17 protein-coding genes are annotated in these 14,790 nt (G+C 57.9%); 4 read left to right on the top strand and 13 right to left on the bottom strand.

Annotated features, from left to right (window positions below; translation table 11 throughout):
* Positions 1-55: 55 nt before the first annotated feature.
* On the top strand, positions 56-2,617 hold the full coding sequence (gene mutS, locus USG84_RS11720; RefSeq protein ID WP_045261242.1) for a DNA mismatch repair protein MutS: 2,562 nt from the start codon (positions 56-58) through the stop codon (positions 2,615-2,617).
* An 88-nt stretch (positions 2,618-2,705) separates the two neighbouring features.
* Here the strand turns inward: mutS and USG84_RS11715 are convergent, their stop codons facing one another.
* The 3 genes from USG84_RS11715 to USG84_RS11705 are packed head-to-tail and all read right to left on the bottom strand — an operon-like array spanning position 2,706 to position 4,957.
* Positions 2,706-2,927 carry a non-oxidative hydroxyarylic acid decarboxylases subunit D gene (locus tag USG84_RS11715; protein ID WP_148421244.1) on the bottom strand — a complete coding sequence of 74 codons (222 nt, stop codon included), beginning with the start codon at positions 2,925-2,927 and terminating at the stop codon, positions 2,706-2,708.
* A 10-nt stretch (positions 2,928-2,937) separates the two neighbouring features.
* Positions 2,938-4,365 carry a non-oxidative hydroxyarylic acid decarboxylases subunit C gene (locus tag USG84_RS11710; RefSeq protein WP_151412400.1) on the bottom strand — a complete coding sequence of 476 codons (1,428 nt, stop codon included), beginning with the start codon at positions 4,363-4,365 and terminating at the stop codon, positions 2,938-2,940.
* Complete coding sequence (locus USG84_RS11705; protein WP_061097248.1) at positions 4,355-4,957, bottom strand: non-oxidative hydroxyarylic acid decarboxylases subunit B; 603 nt, start codon at positions 4,955-4,957, stop codon at positions 4,355-4,357. The genes USG84_RS11710 and USG84_RS11705 overlap by 11 nt, the downstream gene beginning before the upstream one ends.
* A gap of 172 nt (positions 4,958-5,129) precedes the next feature.
* Between USG84_RS11705 and USG84_RS11700 the strand changes: the two genes are divergently transcribed.
* Entirely contained in the window at positions 5,130-5,537 is a 408-nt protein-coding gene (locus USG84_RS11700) for a MarR family winged helix-turn-helix transcriptional regulator (protein ID WP_061097247.1), read from the top strand.
* Here the strand turns inward: USG84_RS11700 and USG84_RS11695 are convergent.
* On the bottom strand, positions 5,534-6,421 hold the full coding sequence (locus USG84_RS11695) for a LysR family transcriptional regulator (protein WP_253543510.1): 888 nt from the start codon (positions 6,419-6,421) through the stop codon (positions 5,534-5,536). The two genes, USG84_RS11700 and USG84_RS11695, sit on opposite strands and share 4 nt — an antisense overlap.
* A gap of 108 nt (positions 6,422-6,529) precedes the next feature.
* Between USG84_RS11695 and USG84_RS11690 the strand changes: the two genes are divergently transcribed.
* Together USG84_RS11690 and USG84_RS11685 are read left to right on the top strand one after the other, a co-directional pair.
* On the top strand, positions 6,530-7,732 hold the full coding sequence (locus USG84_RS11690) for an MFS transporter (protein WP_253543190.1): 1,203 nt from the start codon (positions 6,530-6,532) through the stop codon (positions 7,730-7,732).
* Positions 7,729-8,106, top strand: a complete 378-nt coding sequence (locus USG84_RS11685) for a DUF4440 domain-containing protein (protein WP_253543192.1) — start codon at positions 7,729-7,731, stop codon at positions 8,104-8,106. Before USG84_RS11690 ends, USG84_RS11685 begins: the two co-directional genes overlap by 4 nt.
* A 52-nt stretch (positions 8,107-8,158) precedes the next feature.
* On the opposite strand, the gene rpoS is transcribed toward USG84_RS11685, so the two are convergent.
* From rpoS to USG84_RS11640, 9 genes are all read right to left on the bottom strand, one after another.
* Complete coding sequence (gene rpoS / locus USG84_RS11680; protein WP_013098493.1) at positions 8,159-9,151, bottom strand: RNA polymerase sigma factor RpoS; 993 nt, start codon at positions 9,149-9,151, stop codon at positions 8,159-8,161.
* Positions 9,152-9,210: 59 nt separating this feature from the next.
* Positions 9,211-10,335 carry a murein hydrolase activator NlpD gene (gene nlpD / locus USG84_RS11675; RefSeq protein WP_061097244.1) on the bottom strand — a complete coding sequence of 375 codons (1,125 nt, stop codon included), beginning with the start codon at positions 10,333-10,335 and terminating at the stop codon, positions 9,211-9,213.
* A gap of 116 nt (positions 10,336-10,451) precedes the next feature.
* Complete coding sequence (locus USG84_RS11670; protein WP_028014237.1) at positions 10,452-11,078, bottom strand: protein-L-isoaspartate(D-aspartate) O-methyltransferase; 627 nt, start codon at positions 11,076-11,078, stop codon at positions 10,452-10,454.
* Positions 11,072-11,833 (bottom strand): 5'/3'-nucleotidase SurE, encoded by a 762-nt coding sequence (gene surE, locus USG84_RS11665; protein ID WP_028014238.1) that lies wholly within the window; start codon positions 11,831-11,833, stop codon positions 11,072-11,074. The genes USG84_RS11670 and surE overlap by 7 nt, the downstream gene beginning before the upstream one ends.
* The gene (gene truD / locus USG84_RS11660; RefSeq protein ID WP_048956588.1) at positions 11,814-12,863 is read right to left on the bottom strand and encodes a tRNA pseudouridine(13) synthase TruD; all 1,050 of its coding nucleotides are present in this window, start codon (positions 12,861-12,863) and stop codon (positions 11,814-11,816) included. Before truD ends, surE begins: the two co-directional genes overlap by 20 nt.
* Entirely contained in the window at positions 12,860-13,339 is a 480-nt protein-coding gene (ispF, locus tag USG84_RS11655; RefSeq protein ID WP_151412398.1) for a 2-C-methyl-D-erythritol 2,4-cyclodiphosphate synthase, read from the bottom strand. The genes truD and ispF overlap by 4 nt, the downstream gene beginning before the upstream one ends.
* A complete protein-coding gene (ispD, locus tag USG84_RS11650; RefSeq protein WP_253543194.1) occupies positions 13,339-14,049 on the bottom strand; it encodes a 2-C-methyl-D-erythritol 4-phosphate cytidylyltransferase in 711 nt (236 codons plus the stop codon). Before ispD ends, ispF begins: the two co-directional genes overlap by 1 nt.
* 19 nt (positions 14,050-14,068) lie before the next feature.
* Entirely contained in the window at positions 14,069-14,380 is a 312-nt protein-coding gene (gene ftsB, locus USG84_RS11645; protein ID WP_003862095.1) for a cell division protein FtsB, read from the bottom strand.
* A gap of 79 nt (positions 14,381-14,459) precedes the next feature.
* A complete protein-coding gene (locus USG84_RS11640; protein ID WP_061097242.1) occupies positions 14,460-14,786 on the bottom strand; it encodes a DUF3561 family protein in 327 nt (108 codons plus the stop codon).
* Positions 14,787-14,790: the final 4 nt, after the last annotated feature.

Genomic DNA, 14,790 nt, shown 5'->3' with positions numbered 1-14,790 from the left:
GGCCACTGAGCCGCTCAAAACGGTTTATTTTCAAAGAAATGGACATCATAACTCCATGAGCACAATCGACAATTTCGACGCACATACGCCAATGATGCAGCAGTATCTGAAGCTGAAGGCACAGCATCCGGAAATCCTGCTGTTTTACCGTATGGGCGATTTTTACGAGCTGTTTTATGACGATGCTAAGCGTGCGTCGCAGTTGCTCGACATCTCGCTAACCAAACGTGGCGCCTCCGCAGGCGAGCCCATCCCGATGGCCGGTATCCCGCACCACGCGGTTGAAAACTATCTGGCTAAGCTGGTGAATCAGGGCGAGTCCGTTGCCATCTGCGAGCAGATCGGCGATCCGGCAACCTCGAAAGGCCCGGTTGAGCGCAAAGTCGTACGCATCGTCACGCCAGGTACCATCAGTGATGAAGCCCTGCTTCAGGAGCGCCAGGATAACCTGCTGGCGGCGCTGTGGCAGGACGGCAAGGGTTTTGGCTACGCCACGCTGGACATCAGCTCCGGGCGTTTTCGCCTGAGTGAGCCGGCTGACCGCGAAACGATGGCTGCCGAACTGCAGCGCACCAACCCGGCAGAGCTGCTCTACGCCGAAGACTTCGCCGAAATGGCGCTCATTGAAGGCCGTCGCGGATTGCGACGCCGCCCGCTGTGGGAATTCGAAATTGATACCGCGCGCCAGCAGCTGAACCTGCAGTTTGGCACCCGCGATCTGATTGGCTTTGGCGTGGAAAATGCTCCGCGCGGGCTGTGTGCCGCAGGTTGCCTCCTGCAGTACGTGAAAGACACCCAGCGCACCGCCCTGCCGCATATCCGCTCTATCACCATGGAGCGCCAGCAGGACAGCATCATCATGGATGCCGCCACGCGACGTAACCTGGAGATCACCCAGAACCTGGCGGGTGGCGTTGAAAACACGCTCGCGTCGGTGCTCGACAGCACGGTAACGCCAATGGGCAGCCGCATGCTGAAACGCTGGCTGCATATGCCGATTCGCGATACGGATACGCTTGTCTGCCGTCAGCAGACCATTGCCGCCCTGCAGGATCGCTATACCGAGCTGCAGCCGGTCCTGCGCCAGGTGGGCGATCTGGAGCGTATCCTGGCCCGTCTGGCTCTGCGCACCGCGCGCCCGCGCGACCTTGCGCGTATGCGTCATGCTTTCCAGCAGTTGCCGGAGCTGCGAGCGCAGCTGAGCGACGTTGACAGCGCGCCGGTACAGAAACTCCGCGAAACGATGGGCGAATTCACCGAGCTTCGCGAGCTGCTGGAGCGAGCCATTATTGATGCCCCTCCGGTTCTGGTACGTGACGGCGGCGTGATTGCCCCTGGATACAACGAGGAGCTGGACGAATGGCGCGCGCTGGCCGACGGTGCGACGGACTACCTCGATAAGCTGGAAATCCGCGAACGCGAGCGTCTTGGGCTCGACACCCTGAAAGTGGGGTATAACGCGGTACACGGTTACTACATTCAGATCAGCCGCGGGCAGAGCCATCTGGCGCCGATTCACTACGTCCGCCGCCAGACGTTGAAAAACGCCGAGCGCTACATCATTCCCGAGCTGAAAGAGTACGAGGACAAAGTGCTCACCTCGAAAGGTAAAGCCCTGGCGCTGGAAAAACAGCTGTATGACGAGCTGTTTGACATGCTGATGCCGCACCTTGCTGACCTGCAGCTCAGCGCCAGCGCGCTGGCGGAGCTGGACGTGCTGGTAAACCTGGCAGAACGGGCTGAAACGCTGAACTATACCTGTCCGACCTTTACCGACAAACCCGGCATTCGTATTACGGAAGGCCGTCACCCGGTCGTCGAGCAGGTGCTGAACGAACCGTTCATCGCCAACCCGCTGAGCCTCTCGCCGCAGAGAAGAATGCTGATCATTACCGGCCCGAACATGGGCGGTAAGAGTACCTATATGCGCCAGACGGCGCTGATTGCTTTGCTCGCGTATATCGGCAGCTACGTCCCGGCGCAAAAAGTGGAGATTGGCCCCATCGACCGTATCTTCACCCGCGTTGGGGCAGCGGACGATCTGGCGAGCGGTCGCTCAACCTTCATGGTCGAGATGACCGAAACGGCTAACATTCTGCATAACGCGACGGAGCACAGCCTGGTGCTGATGGACGAAGTGGGACGCGGAACCTCAACCTATGACGGCCTGTCGCTGGCCTGGGCCTGTGCCGAAAGTCTCGCGAATAAAATCAAGGCCATGACGCTGTTCGCCACCCACTACTTCGAGCTGACGCAGCTGCCGGAGAAAATGGAAGGCGTGGCTAACGTTCATCTTGATGCGCTGGAGCACGGCGATACCATCGCTTTTATGCACACGGTGCAGGATGGCGCGGCGAGCAAGAGCTATGGTCTGGCCGTCGCGGCGCTGGCAGGTGTTCCGAAAGAGGTGATCAAGCGCGCTCGCCAGAAGCTGCGTGAGCTGGAAAGCCTCTCGCCGAATGCGGCGGCGACGCAGATCGATGGCACCCAGATGTCGCTGTTGGCACCAGCGGAAGAAACGTCGCCTGCGGTGGAAGCGCTGGAGAACCTCGACCCGGATTCACTGACGCCGCGTCAGGCGCTGGAATGGATTTACCGGTTGAAGAGTCTGGTTTAGTTTTCTACGGTCTTTTTCCCTCAACCCAGCCCTCTCCCACAGGGAGAGGGTGAAAACATGAAAACGGCAACTTACGTTGCCGTTTTGCTTATAACAACGGTGGAACCGTCGGCACCTGCGGCGCTTCATCAATATCCTTCTGCGTCATACGGAACGCTTCCGGGTAGTGCTCGCGGCTGGTACGTCGCAGCGGTTCGGTATCGCGCCAGGTGTACAGACAGTGCTGGCACTGATAGACCGTCCAGACCCCTTTCACCGGTGATGTCGCCATCACTTCAATATGCTCATCGGCACAACGTGGACAAATCATCTTTTCCTCCTTATTGGCGTGCTGCCAGCATCGCGGTCAGTTTTTCAGCCCAGGCTTTGGTTTCAGGCAGATCCTGTACCGGCTGGCTGTAGTGGCCACGGGTGTCCGGTGCAACAGGCGTGGTGGCATCAATAATCAGTTTGTCGGTAATGCCCGCCGGGCTGGAGCCTGGGTCGAGTTCAAGCACCGACATGTTCGGCAGCTGCACCAGGTCTCCTGCCGGGTTTACCTTCGATGACAGCGCCCACATCACCTGTGGGAGGTTGAACGGATCGACATCCTCATCCACCATAATCACCATCTTCACGTAGCCCAGGCCGTGCGGCGTGGTCATAGCACGCAAACCGACCGCGCGAGCAAAACCGCCGTAGCGTTTTTTAGTCGAGATAATCGCCAGCAGGCCGTGGGTGTACATCGCGTTCACCGCCTGCACTTCAGGGAATTCCGCTTTCAGCTGCTGGTAAAGCGGCACGCAGGTGGCCGGTCCCATCAGATAGTCAATTTCGGTCCAGGGCATGCCGAGGTAGAGGGATTCGAAAATCGGTTTGGTGCGGTAAGAGACTTTGTCGATACGGACCACCGTCATGTTACGACCGCCGGAATAGTGCCCGGTAAACTCGCCGAACGGCCCTTCGATTTCACGTTTACGCCCTTCAATCACCCCTTCCAGGATCACTTCAGACCCCCACGGCACGTCGAAGCCGGTCAGCGGCGCGGTGGCAATCGGGTACGGGCTTTCACGCAGCGCACCGGCCATTTCATACTCGGACTGATCGTATTTCAGCGGCGTTGCGCCCATCAGCGTAATAATCGGATCGTTGCCGAGGGTAATCGCAATCGGCAGATCTTGCCCGCGCTCTTCCGCTTTGTGCAGGTGCAGGGCGATATCATGCATCGGTACCGGCTGCAGGCCGAGCTTGCGCTTGCCCTTCACTTCCATGCGGTAGATGCCGACGTTCTGCTTGCCGAAGTGATCCGGATCGAGCGGATCGCGCGACACGACGCACGCTTTATCGAGATAAAAACCGCCGTCACCGTCGTTCAGGCGGAACAGCGGGAGGATATCGAACAGGTTAATGTCTTCACCGTCCACCGTATTTTGCGCCCAGGCAGGGTTGGGGCGTCGCTCCGGTGCAATCGGGAATTTATCCCAGCGGCGAATGAACTCGTCGATCTGTTTTTTTACCGGGGTATTCGCAGGCAGTCCCATTGATATGGCGTGGTTCTGCCAGGAGCCGATGGTATTCATCACCACGCGGGCGTCGGTAAAGCCGCGAATATTGTCAAACCACAGCGCGGGCGCGCCGTCGCCAATACGGCCGGTGGCGTTGGCTGCCGCCGCCAGATCCGGCTCCGCATTCACCTCTTCCTCAATTTTCAGCAGTTGCCCTTGCTCATCGAGCGCCTGCAGGAAGCTTCTCAAATCATCAAATGCCATCTTTGTTCTCCTGTGAAAAATGTTTCGCCTCCCGCAAGCCGCTCCAGCGGCGCGCCTTTTTGTGCTCCAGACCGAACTGGTCGAGCACGCGGGTCACGATATGCTGGGTGATGTCATCGGCGGTTTGCGGGTGGTTGTAATACGCGGGCATAGGCGGCACCATCGCCACGCCCATGCGGGAAAGCGCCAGCATGTTCTCCAGATGAATGGTGCTGAGCGGCGTTTCGCGGGGAACCAGCACCAGCTTGCGCCCCTCTTTCAGCACCACATCCGCCGCACGGCCCACCAGCCCTTCGGCGTAGCCGGCGCGGATCCCCGCCAGCGTTTTCATGCTGCAGGGAATGACGATCATGCCGTCGGTGCGAAACGAGCCGGAGGAAATGGTGGCGGCCTGGTCAGCCGGGCTGTGGACAACGTCAGCCAGCGCAGCAACGTCCTGCACGCTGAAAGGCGTTTCCAGCTCAACGGTAGTTTTTGCCCACTTCGACATCACCAGATGGGTCTCAACCTCCGGCATTTCCTTTAGCGCCTGCAGCAGCGCCACGCCCAGCGGAGCTCCCGTGGCCCCCGTCATTCCAACGATCAATCTCATTCATCACCTCAATCAGTTTGTTCGCGTACGAACATTGTAGATAAACTACTCCCGGATTATTTTTCTGACAAGATCGTTCGCATACGATCACACTAATTGCTAAAAAATGCCGCGTTATCATCCCGGGCTTTAGCGGCTATCATAGGGGGTGATTTTTTCTGTCGGAGTGTTCATGGAACTAAGACAAGAGGCGTTCCACCTGTTACGTCAGCTTTTTCAACAACATACCGCTAAGTGGCAGCATGCCCTGCCGGAACTGACCAAGCCGCAGTATGCGGTAATGCGCTCCATTGCCGAGCATCCGGGCATCGAGCAGGTGGCATTGACTGAAGTAGCGGTCAGCACGAAGGCGACCCTGGCGGAAATGCTCAGCCGAATGGAGGCGCGCGGGCTGGTCAAACGCGAGCATGATCCCGCAGATAAGCGCCGCCGGTTTGTCTTCCTGACGCCGGAAGGCGAGGCCCTGCTTGCAGGCTGCCAGCCGGTCGGCAACGAGGTGGACGAGGCGTTTTTAGGGCGCCTTAATAAAGCCGAGCGGGAGCAGTTCTCTGCGCTCATCAAAAAGATGATGCACGATTAATTCACGCTGGCGCGCATAAAATCAATAAAGGTGCGCACTTTCGCGGGCACGTGCCGGGCATCCGGATAAACCGCGTGGATGCCCTGCCGGGCGAAGGTGTATCCCGGTAAAACCGGGATCAGTTTTCCCGCATCAAGCGCATCGCGCACCAGCCATTCCGGCAGTAACGCCACGCCACTTCCCGCGAGCGCAAAGGCCATAAGCGCCTGAGCGCTGTCGGCAAACAGGCGCGGCGCTTTTTTTATCTCCAGCATTTCAGGCGCACCGCTGGCATCTTTCACCTGCCAGCGCAGCGGCGAAGCTAAGCGCTCGTGAATAATCCAGTCGGCGTGCGCCAGCTGATCAAGCGATTCAACCGGATGATTCACCCGCCACTCGGGCGTCGCGACGGGCAGGATGGAAAAATGTGAAATCAATGCGGCGTGGTAGCGCGAGTCGGTAAGCGTTCCCAACCGGATAGCCACGTCAAAGCGCTCTGAGATAAGGTCGGCATGGAGTGAAGACGAAACATGACGCACGCGAAGCGCCGGGTGCAGCTGGCTAAACCTTGCCAGCAACGGTACCACGACCCGCGAGCCATACTCAGGCGTGGTGGTGATCCGCAATTCACCCGTGAGCCCTGCATGATTCGCGCGAACATCATCCTGCAGCTGTTCGGCGTCCTTCAAAAGCGCCACGCTGCGTTGATGAAAAAGCGCACCCGCCTCGGTTAACGTCAGGCGACGGGTGGAGCGCAGCAGCAATGTCACCCCCAGCTCCCCTTCAAGCTGGCGAATATTGAAGCTGACCACGGCTTTTGTCAGGCCCAGCGCATCGGCTGCGGCAGTAAAGCTGCCGGTGTCGGCAACCGCAACAAACATCTGCGTCCGCTGTAGGTTAATCATCATCACGCCCTTTACCGTCAAAATTTTTTTGACAGTATATCGCGCTTTGTCAGGTTTATCCGTGCTTCCGGGGTCGATACGATACGCCACCTCACGGGAGGATCCACCATGACGTATCGCAGTAAAGTCGCCGCCGTCTATCTGCTGGGCTTTTTTCTTGATTTGATCAACATGTTTATTGCCAGCGTCGCTTTTCCGGCGATGGCGCAAGCTCTTAACGCCACGCCTTCAGCGCTTGCCTGGGTCAGTAACGGGTACATTGCCGGCCTGACGCTGGCGATCCCGTTCAGCAGCATGCTCACGCGCCGCTTCGGACCAAAGCGGGTCATCCTGATCTCGCTTTTTCTGTTCAGCGCAGCCTCCGCTGCGGCAGGCCTGTCTGCAACGCTGGAAAGTCTGATCGCCTGGCGCGTGCTGCAGGGCGTGGGCGGTGGCTTACTGATCCCCGTCGGACAGGCGCTGACCTGGCAACTGTTTCAGCCTCACGAGCGGGCCAGACTCTCCTCGGCGGTGATGCTGGTCGCGCTGCTTGCTCCCGCCTGCTCACCCGCTATCGGGGGCGTACTGGTGCAGACGCTAGGCTGGCGGTGGATATTTTTCGCGACGCTACCGGTCGCTATCGTGACCTTTGCGTTGGCCTGCCTGTGGCTTAAACACGAAATACCCGCGATGAAAGCGGCCAGACTGCTCAACCTGCGGTTGCTCGCGGACCCGCTTTTGCGTTTTTCCATGCTTGTCTATTTATGCGTACCCGGCATGTTTATTGGGGTGAACGTTACGGGCATGTTTTATCTTCAGCACGAGGTGAACATGAGCCCATCCGCAACGGGTATGCTCATGCTGCCGTGGTCCATAGCATCGTTTATCGCCATCACGGCGACGGGACGCTATTTTAACCGTATCGGTCCACAGCCGCTGATTGTCATCGGCTGCCTGCTGCAGGCGACGGGCATTCTGCTTTTGCTTAACGTCAGCTCGGCTACGCTGCTACCTGTCGTTGCGTTTACCCTGATGGGCGCGGGGGGAAGCCTGTGCAGCAGCACCGCTCAGAGCAGCGCTTTTCTGACAACGCGCCGGGAAGAGATGCCGGATGCCAGCGCGCTGTGGAATCTCAATCGACAGTTGAGCTTTTTTGCCGGCGCCCTGCTGCTGGCAGAGGCGCTGAGTCTGGCGCAGAGCTATCTGGCGCCGCTCGCCGCCTGGCACGGAATGTTTCTTTTTGCCGCAGGCATGACCTTATTGCCTGTACTGTACGTTTTCCGACTTAACACTACGCAGGTGCTCGCCCAGCTGCGACAGGAGAATTCATGACGCCTTTTGAACACGACATTATCGACCTCCACATTGCGCTTGAAAACTGGTTAGGCAAAGGTGAAGGCGACTCCGACGCCCTGCTCGCCCGTTTCCGGCCAGATTTTCTGATGATCCCACCGGGTGGCGTTCATATCGACTATCACGGCCTCGTGGAATTTTTGCACAACCAGCGAGGAAGCCGCCCCGGACTGAAAATTGTTATTGATGAATTAACGACGCGACAGACGTGGCCCCACGGCGCGGTGCTTCACTACCGGGAGACGCAGACCCGGCCGGGGCTGCCCGTCAACGTGCGCTGGTCAACCGCGGTGCTTAATCAGGAGGACGGCAGGATCGCATGGCGTCTGCTGCACGAAACGGCGCTGCCGTAGCACAAAAGAAAAAGGCCCGTCTCACGACGGGCCTTTTTTGACGAAAGGATGCTTATTCGCGGAACAGCGCTTCGATATTCAGACCTTGCCCCTGCAGGATTTCACGCAGGCGGCGCAGACCTTCTACCTGAATCTGACGAACACGTTCACGGGTCAGGCCAATTTCGCGGCCGACGTCTTCCAGTGTCGCAGCTTCATACCCCAGTAAACCGAAACGACGTGCCAGCACTTCACGCTGTTTGGCGTTCAGTTCGAACAGCCATTTGACGATGCTCTGCTTCATGTCATCGTCCTGCGTGGTGTCTTCCGGGCCGTTGTCTTTTTCATCGGCCAGGATGTCCAGCAGCGCTTTTTCGGAGTCGCCACCCAGCGGGGTGTCAACCGAGGTAATGCGCTCGTTGAGACGCAGCATACGGCTTACGTCATCAACCGGTTTGTCGAGTTGTTCGGCAATTTCTTCTGCGCTTGGCTCGTGGTCCAGTTTATGGGACAACTCGCGCGCGGTACGCAGATAGACGTTCAACTCTTTGACGATGTGGATCGGCAGTCGGATCGTACGGGTCTGGTTCATAATAGCCCGTTCGATGGTCTGACGAATCCACCAGGTCGCGTAGGTTGAGAAACGGAACCCGCGTTCCGGGTCAAACTTCTCAACTGCGCGGATGAGACCTAAGTTGCCCTCTTCAATCAGATCCAGCAAAGCCAGACCACGATTGCCGTAACGGCGGGCAATTTTCACGACCAGTCGCAGGTTACTTTCGATCATGCGACGACGCGAGGCAACATCACCACGCAAAGCACGACGTGCGAAATAGACTTCTTCTTCGGCCGTTAGCAGTGGGGAGTAACCAATCTCCCCAAGGTAAAGCTGAGTCGCGTCCAGTACACGCTGTGTGGCGCCCTGCGATAACAGCTCTTCTTCAGCCAAATCGTTATCACTGGGTTCCTCTTCTACTAAGGCTTTTTCGTCAAAAGCCTCTGCTCCGTTCTCATCAAATTCCGCGTCTTCATTTAAATCATGAACTTTCAGCGTATTCTGACTCATAAGGTGGCTCCTACCCGTGATCCCTGAACGAGACACCCTGGCTGGCATGCCCCGTCAATTTATCGCTGCGGCAAATACTGCAGCGGGTTTACGGATTTCCCCTTGTAACGAATTTCAAAATGCAAGCGTGTAGAACTGGTTCCGGTGCTACCCATGGTAGCGATTTTTTGCCCCGCCTTAACTTCTTGTTGTTCCCGGACCAGCATTGTGTCGTTATGGGCGTAGGCACTCAGGTAATCATCGTTATGTTTGATGATAATCAGATTACCGTAACCGCGCAGAGCGTTACCGGCATACACAACGCGTCCGTCTGCGGTCGCGATGATAGCCTGTCCTTTACTGCCTGCGATATCGATCCCTTTGTTCCCACCCTCAGAGGTTGCGAAGTTCTCGATAATCTTGCCGTCTGTTGGCCAGCGCCATGCAGTGATGGACGAACTGGCATTCTGACTGCTTGCAGTCGGTTCAGTAGAGCTAACCACAGGTGCCGTGGTCGGTGCTGTGACAACAGTCGCAGTCCCTTTATTATTCGGCAACATTTTGTTAGCAGTCTGATCACCTGAATCCTCAGAATACGTAATTACAGGTTGTGAAGCAACCACCGTGGTGGATTTTTGTGCAGGCTTAACGCTGTTATTTTGAGCCGTCACGTCGGCCGCTGAAACCGTATTGCCAGGCGTCAGCGGCGTACCCGTTGCGTTGCCCACCTGGAGCGTTTGGCCAACTTCCAGAGCATACGGGGCCTGGACGTTATTGCGCTGGGCAAGGTCACGGAAATCGTTCCCGGTGATCCAGGCAATGTAGAACAGCGTATCGCCGCGCTTGACGGTATAGGTGCTGCCGCCGGTATAGCTGCCTTTCGGAATGTTCCCATACTGGCGGTTATAGACTATGCGGCCATTTTGGGTCTGAACAGGCTGTTCAACTGGCTGGATCTGCGTTGGCTGTGTAACAGGATGTTGCACAGGCTGAATTTGTGGTGTTTGCTGCGGTGCAGCAGTGCCCATTTTAGGCGGAGGCGTGATCAACATTCCGCTGGACGTGTTACCGGAGCCGCTGTTTCCCCCGACGGAGCTGACGGGCGCAGGCGGGTTGTTAGAACTTGTACAGCCTGCCAGCCAGAGCGAAACCAGTGATAATGCCGCAACACGGCTGATGGTGAATTTAGGGCTTCCCGCGCTCATTTATCCCCCAGGAATGTGTTAACTACCAGTGACTTAAAATTTACCGTGATGACACGAATCTTTCGCGCCACACCATACGCTGAATTTGCCTTAATAACCCTGGATAAATCCGAGTCTCAGGCCAACTCCCCCTTTACCAGAGGCACAAAGCGCACGGCTTCCACGGTGTCGATAATATACTCGCCGCCGCGCCGACGAACGCGCTTTAAAAGCTGCTGCTCGTCCCCAACGGGCAGAACAAGAATGCCCCCCTCATCCAGCTGCGACAAGAGCGCAGCGGGAATTTCAGGCGGAGCCGCCGTCACGATGATAGCGTCAAACGGGGCGCGAGCCTGCCAACCCTGCCATCCATCACCGTGTCGTGTCGAAACATTATGTAAATCAAGTTGTTTCAGGCGACGACGCGCCTGCCACTGCAAACCTTTGATCCGCTCTACGGAACAGACATGGTGCACCAGATGCGCCAGGATGGCGGTCTGATACCCCGAACCGGTGCCAATCTCCAGCACGCGGGAGTCGGGCGTGAGCTCCAGCAGCTCCGTCATCCGCGCCACCATGTAAGGCTGCGAAATCGTCTGGCCTTGCCCGATCGGCAACGCCACGTTTTCCCACGCTTTATGTTCAAACGCCTCGTCTACAAATTTCTCACGCGGGACCTGAGCGAGCGCCTCAAGCACGTGCTCGTCGCGGATCCCTTGTGCGCGAAGTTGTTCCAGAAGAGTTTGTACACGTTTGCTTACCATTGCGCGTTCACTCCTGCGCGATCCAGCCAGCCCGACACCACATCATGCGCGCTATACGCGGTTAAATCTACGTGCAGCGGAGTCACCGAGACATAGCCTTCATCCACGGCGGCAAAGTCGGTGTCCGGACCCGCATCGCACTTATCGCCAGGAGGCCCGATCCAGTAAAGGGTGTTGCCGCGAGGATCCTGCTGCGGGATCACCTGATCGGCCGGGTGTCGGCTTCCGCAGCGCGTAACGCGAATGCCCTTAATCTCATTGAGAGGAAGATCCGGCACGTTGATGTTAAGAATGCGCCCGGTACGCAGCGGCTCGCGGCCGAGCGCTCGAAGGATCGAACAGGTCACCGCGGCGGCGGTATCGTAGTGCGTGTGGCCGTTTAACGAGACCGCCAGCGCCGGGAACCCGAGATGGCGCCCCTCCATTGCCGCCGCTACCGTTCCGGAGTAAATCACGTCATCGCCGAGGTTCGGCCCGGCGTTAATGCCGGAAACAACGATATCCGGACGCGGACGCATCAGCGCGTTCACGCCCAGAAACACGCAGTCCGTCGGCGTGCCCATCTGCACGGCAATATCGCCATTTTCAAAGGTAAAGGTGCGAAGCGACGACTCCAGCGTCAGTGAGTTAGACGCTCCACTGCGGTTACGATCGGGAGCCACAACCTGCACATCCGCAAATTCACGGAGGTGCTTCGCCAGGGTCTGAATGCCCGGCGCGTGGATCCCATCATCGTTACTCAGCAATATTCGCATAATCACCCGAGGTGTTGATTAGTTCCCTGACAACACTGGTGGCAAAGCTACCTGCCGGCAGCCAGAAGCGTAACTCGACGGTCACGTCATCCCACCAGTTCCAGCTTAACTGCTGCGGATAGAGCAGCATCGCGCGGCGTGCTGCTTCGACTTTTTCCCGCACCAGCAAGGATTGTAATTCCGGCGCATCCGCCACGGCGGACTGCTCAGCGCTCAGCGCGTCGCCCTGGGTGCCCCAGTCGCCTGAGCCCGGCAAAGCTGCGGTAATCATCAGCGCTTTGGCATCCACGCGCGACTGGACATCGGCCATTTCTTCGGCCGTTGCCACAAACCAGCTTCCGCGTCCCGCTAATTGTAGCGCATCGCCAACAACAACTTGATTCGCGTCCGGTTTTTTCAGCCTTTCGCTCACAATCTGATTAAACAACGCGCTGCGGGCCGCCGACAACCAAAAACTGCGTTTATTCCTGTCGCGCACCGGCGCATCGCTTTGCGCCCAGCGCAGCGCGCCCTGCAGGTTGCTGCCGCCAATGCCAAAGCGCTGCGCGCCAAAGTAGTTCGGGACGCCGCGTTCATTGATGGCATTCAGGCGTTTTTCAACGTCTTCACGGTCAGTCACTTCGCGCAGCACCAGCGTAAACGCGTTGCCTTTCAAGGCCCCGAGGCGCAGCTTGCGCTTGTGACGGGCGTACTCCAGCACCTTACAGCCTTCAAGCTCAAATTTGCTTAAATCAGGCATCGCATTGCCGGGCACGCGCGCGCAGAGCCACTGCTCGGTGACGGCGTGTTTATCTTTCTGCCCGGCAAAGCTCACTTCCCGGGCGTGAATTTTGAGGAATTTTGCCAGCGCGTCGGCCACAAAGCGGGTGTTGCAGCCGTTTTTCAGAATACGCACCAGGATATGTTCGCCTTCGCCATCGGGCTCAAAGCCCAGATCCTCAACCACGAGGAAATCTTCCGGGCTGGCTTTCAGCACCCCGTTCCCCTGCGGCTTGCCGTGCAGGTATGTCAGGTTATCGAAGTCCGTCATTTTGCCGCCTTTACCAGCAGCGCCACGGCTTCACAGGCAATCCCTTCACCACGACCGGTAAAGCCCAGCTTCTCGGTGGTGGTGGCTTTGACGTTGACGTCGTCCATATGGCAGCCCAGATCTTCAGCGATAAACACGCGCATCTGCGGAATGTGCGGTAGCATTTTCGGCGCCTGGGCAATAATCGTCACGTCGACGTTGCCGAGGGTGTAACCCCTGGCCTGAACGCGGCGCCACGCTTCGCGCAGCAGTTCGCGGCTGTCCGCTCCTTTAAAGGCCGGATCGGTGTCCGGGAACAGCTTGCCGATATCACCCAGCGCGGCAGCGCCGAGCAGCGCGTCGGTCAGCGCATGCAGCGCCACGTCGCCATCAGAATGCGCCAGCAGCCCTTTTTCGTAAGGAATACGTACGCCGCCAATGATAATTGGGCCTTCTCCGCCAAAGGCGTGTACATCAAAACCGTGTCCAATTCGCATTATGCCTTCTCCTGATGGGTCAAACGGGTAAGATAAAATTCCGCGAGCTGTAAATCTTCCGGGCGCGTCACTTTTATATTATCAGCGCGTCCTTCAACAAGCGTGGGGTGAAAACCGCAATACTCCAGCGCGGAAGCTTCGTCCGTGATGGTCGCGCCTTCGTTAAGCGCGCGCGTTAAGCAGTCGTGGAGCAGTTCGCGGGGGAAAAATTGCGGCGTCAGAGCGTGCCACAGGTCGACGCGCTCAACGGTGTGGGCGATAGCACGCTTGCCCGGCTCGGCACGCTTCATGGTGTCGCGCACCGGCGCGGCCAGAATGCCGCCCACTTTACTGGTTTCGCTCAGCGCCAGCAGGCGTGCCAGGTCGTCCTGATGCAGGCACGGACGCGCCGCGTCATGGACCAGCACCCACTGCGCGCTTCCGGCAGCCTGGATGCCCGCCAGCACGGAATCGGCGCGCTCGGCGCCGCCATCGACAACGGTAATTTGTGGGTGGTTTGCCAGCGGCAGCTGCGCAAAACGCGCATCGCCGGGACTGATGGCGATGACCACGTGCGTCACCCGCGGGTGCGCCAGCAGCGCCGCCACGGCGTGCTCGAGGATCGTTTTATCGCCAATTGAGAGGTACTGCTTGGGACATTCTGTCTGCATGCGCCGGCCAAAACCTGCGGCCGGCACCACGGCACATACGTCCGAAAAAGTTGCTGCCATGTCGTAATCCTGGGCCTGATTATCGATTGTTTTGTGCTGAGCCCTGATTGCGTTTAGACGCATCCGGAACCAGACGATAAAAGGTTTCGCCCGGCTTAGTCATACTGAGTTCATTGCGCGCGCGTTCCTCAATCGCCTCCTGGCCGCCATTGAGGTCATCAATTTCAGCAAAGAGTTGATCGTTTCGCGCCTTAAGTTTGGCATTAGTTGCCTGCTGAGCCGCGACGTCATCGCTCACCCGGCTGTAGTCGTGCAGTCCGTTCTTACCGAACCACAGCGAATATTGCAGCCAGACCAGCAAAGCCAGCAACAGCAGCGTTAGTTTACCCATCCTGCCCCCTGAAAAAACGGCATCATCATCCCATAACTTTCCGTTCGACTCTACTGCGGGGTTTTAATTATGTCGCAAGTTAGCCCATCAGCCATAAAAACAGCAGGCCAAAGATGGCGACAACGGTGGCAATCGTGATAACCGTACTGTACAGGAGCCTGCCGTTGAAAAGGGAGTGCAGCGCAACCCCTACAACGACCGCAACGGGCATTAGCGCCAGGAAGAAGGGCCAGGTGTAGAGAAAGAAGAAAAGGGTGTTACCACCGTAGATCAAAAACGGGATACCCAGCGCCAGTAACCACGACGCAAAGCCGACTATCGCCCCAGGGAAGGACCAGGTCGTCTCATCGTCGGTGGTTAACGGTTCCGACCCGGTGGTGATAATGTAGTTTTCACTGTTGCGCATAGCT

This window comes from Enterobacter sp. 168J2, assembly GCF_034107265.1.
In the GTDB taxonomy this organism is placed as follows: domain Bacteria; phylum Pseudomonadota; class Gammaproteobacteria; order Enterobacterales; family Enterobacteriaceae; genus Enterobacter; species Enterobacter nematophilus.
The sequence above is the reverse complement of the archived record's forward strand: the minus strand, read 5'-3'. Positions and strand labels throughout refer to the sequence as shown.

What these genes read in the sequence shown, in the direction of transcription:
- ispF (WP_151412398.1), bottom strand. Translation starts at nt 13,339, where the DNA reads ATGCGAATTGGACACGGTTTTGATGTACACGCCTTTGGCGGAGAAGGC.
- USG84_RS11710 (WP_151412400.1), bottom strand. Translation starts at nt 4,365, where the DNA reads ATGGCATTTGATGATTTGAGAAGCTTCCTGCAGGCGCTCGATGAGCAA.
- USG84_RS11690 (WP_253543190.1), top strand. Translation starts at nt 6,530, where the DNA reads ATGACGTATCGCAGTAAAGTCGCCGCCGTCTATCTGCTGGGCTTTTTT.
- truD (WP_048956588.1), bottom strand. Translation starts at nt 12,863, where the DNA reads ATGACGGACTTCGATAACCTGACATACCTGCACGGCAAGCCGCAGGGG.
- USG84_RS11695 (WP_253543510.1), bottom strand. Translation starts at nt 6,421, where the DNA reads ATGATTAACCTACAGCGGACGCAGATGTTTGTTGCGGTTGCCGACACC.
- USG84_RS11705 (WP_061097248.1), bottom strand. Translation starts at nt 4,957, where the DNA reads ATGAGATTGATCGTTGGAATGACGGGGGCCACGGGAGCTCCGCTGGGC.
- nlpD (WP_061097244.1), bottom strand. Translation starts at nt 10,335, where the DNA reads ATGAGCGCGGGAAGCCCTAAATTCACCATCAGCCGTGTTGCGGCATTA.
- mutS (WP_045261242.1), top strand. Translation starts at nt 56, where the DNA reads ATGAGCACAATCGACAATTTCGACGCACATACGCCAATGATGCAGCAG.
- USG84_RS11715 (WP_148421244.1), bottom strand. Translation starts at nt 2,927, where the DNA reads ATGATTTGTCCACGTTGTGCCGATGAGCATATTGAAGTGATGGCGACA.
- USG84_RS11670 (WP_028014237.1), bottom strand. Translation starts at nt 11,078, where the DNA reads ATGGTAAGCAAACGTGTACAAACTCTTCTGGAACAACTTCGCGCACAA.
- USG84_RS11685 (WP_253543192.1), top strand. Translation starts at nt 7,729, where the DNA reads ATGACGCCTTTTGAACACGACATTATCGACCTCCACATTGCGCTTGAA.
- USG84_RS11640 (WP_061097242.1), bottom strand. Translation starts at nt 14,786, where the DNA reads ATGCGCAACAGTGAAAACTACATTATCACCACCGGGTCGGAACCGTTA.
- ftsB (WP_003862095.1), bottom strand. Translation starts at nt 14,380, where the DNA reads ATGGGTAAACTAACGCTGCTGTTGCTGGCTTTGCTGGTCTGGCTGCAA.
- surE (WP_028014238.1), bottom strand. Translation starts at nt 11,833, where the DNA reads ATGCGAATATTGCTGAGTAACGATGATGGGATCCACGCGCCGGGCATT.
- ispD (WP_253543194.1), bottom strand. Translation starts at nt 14,049, where the DNA reads ATGGCAGCAACTTTTTCGGACGTATGTGCCGTGGTGCCGGCCGCAGGT.
- rpoS (WP_013098493.1), bottom strand. Translation starts at nt 9,151, where the DNA reads ATGAGTCAGAATACGCTGAAAGTTCATGATTTAAATGAAGACGCGGAA.
- USG84_RS11700 (WP_061097247.1), top strand. Translation starts at nt 5,130, where the DNA reads ATGGAACTAAGACAAGAGGCGTTCCACCTGTTACGTCAGCTTTTTCAA.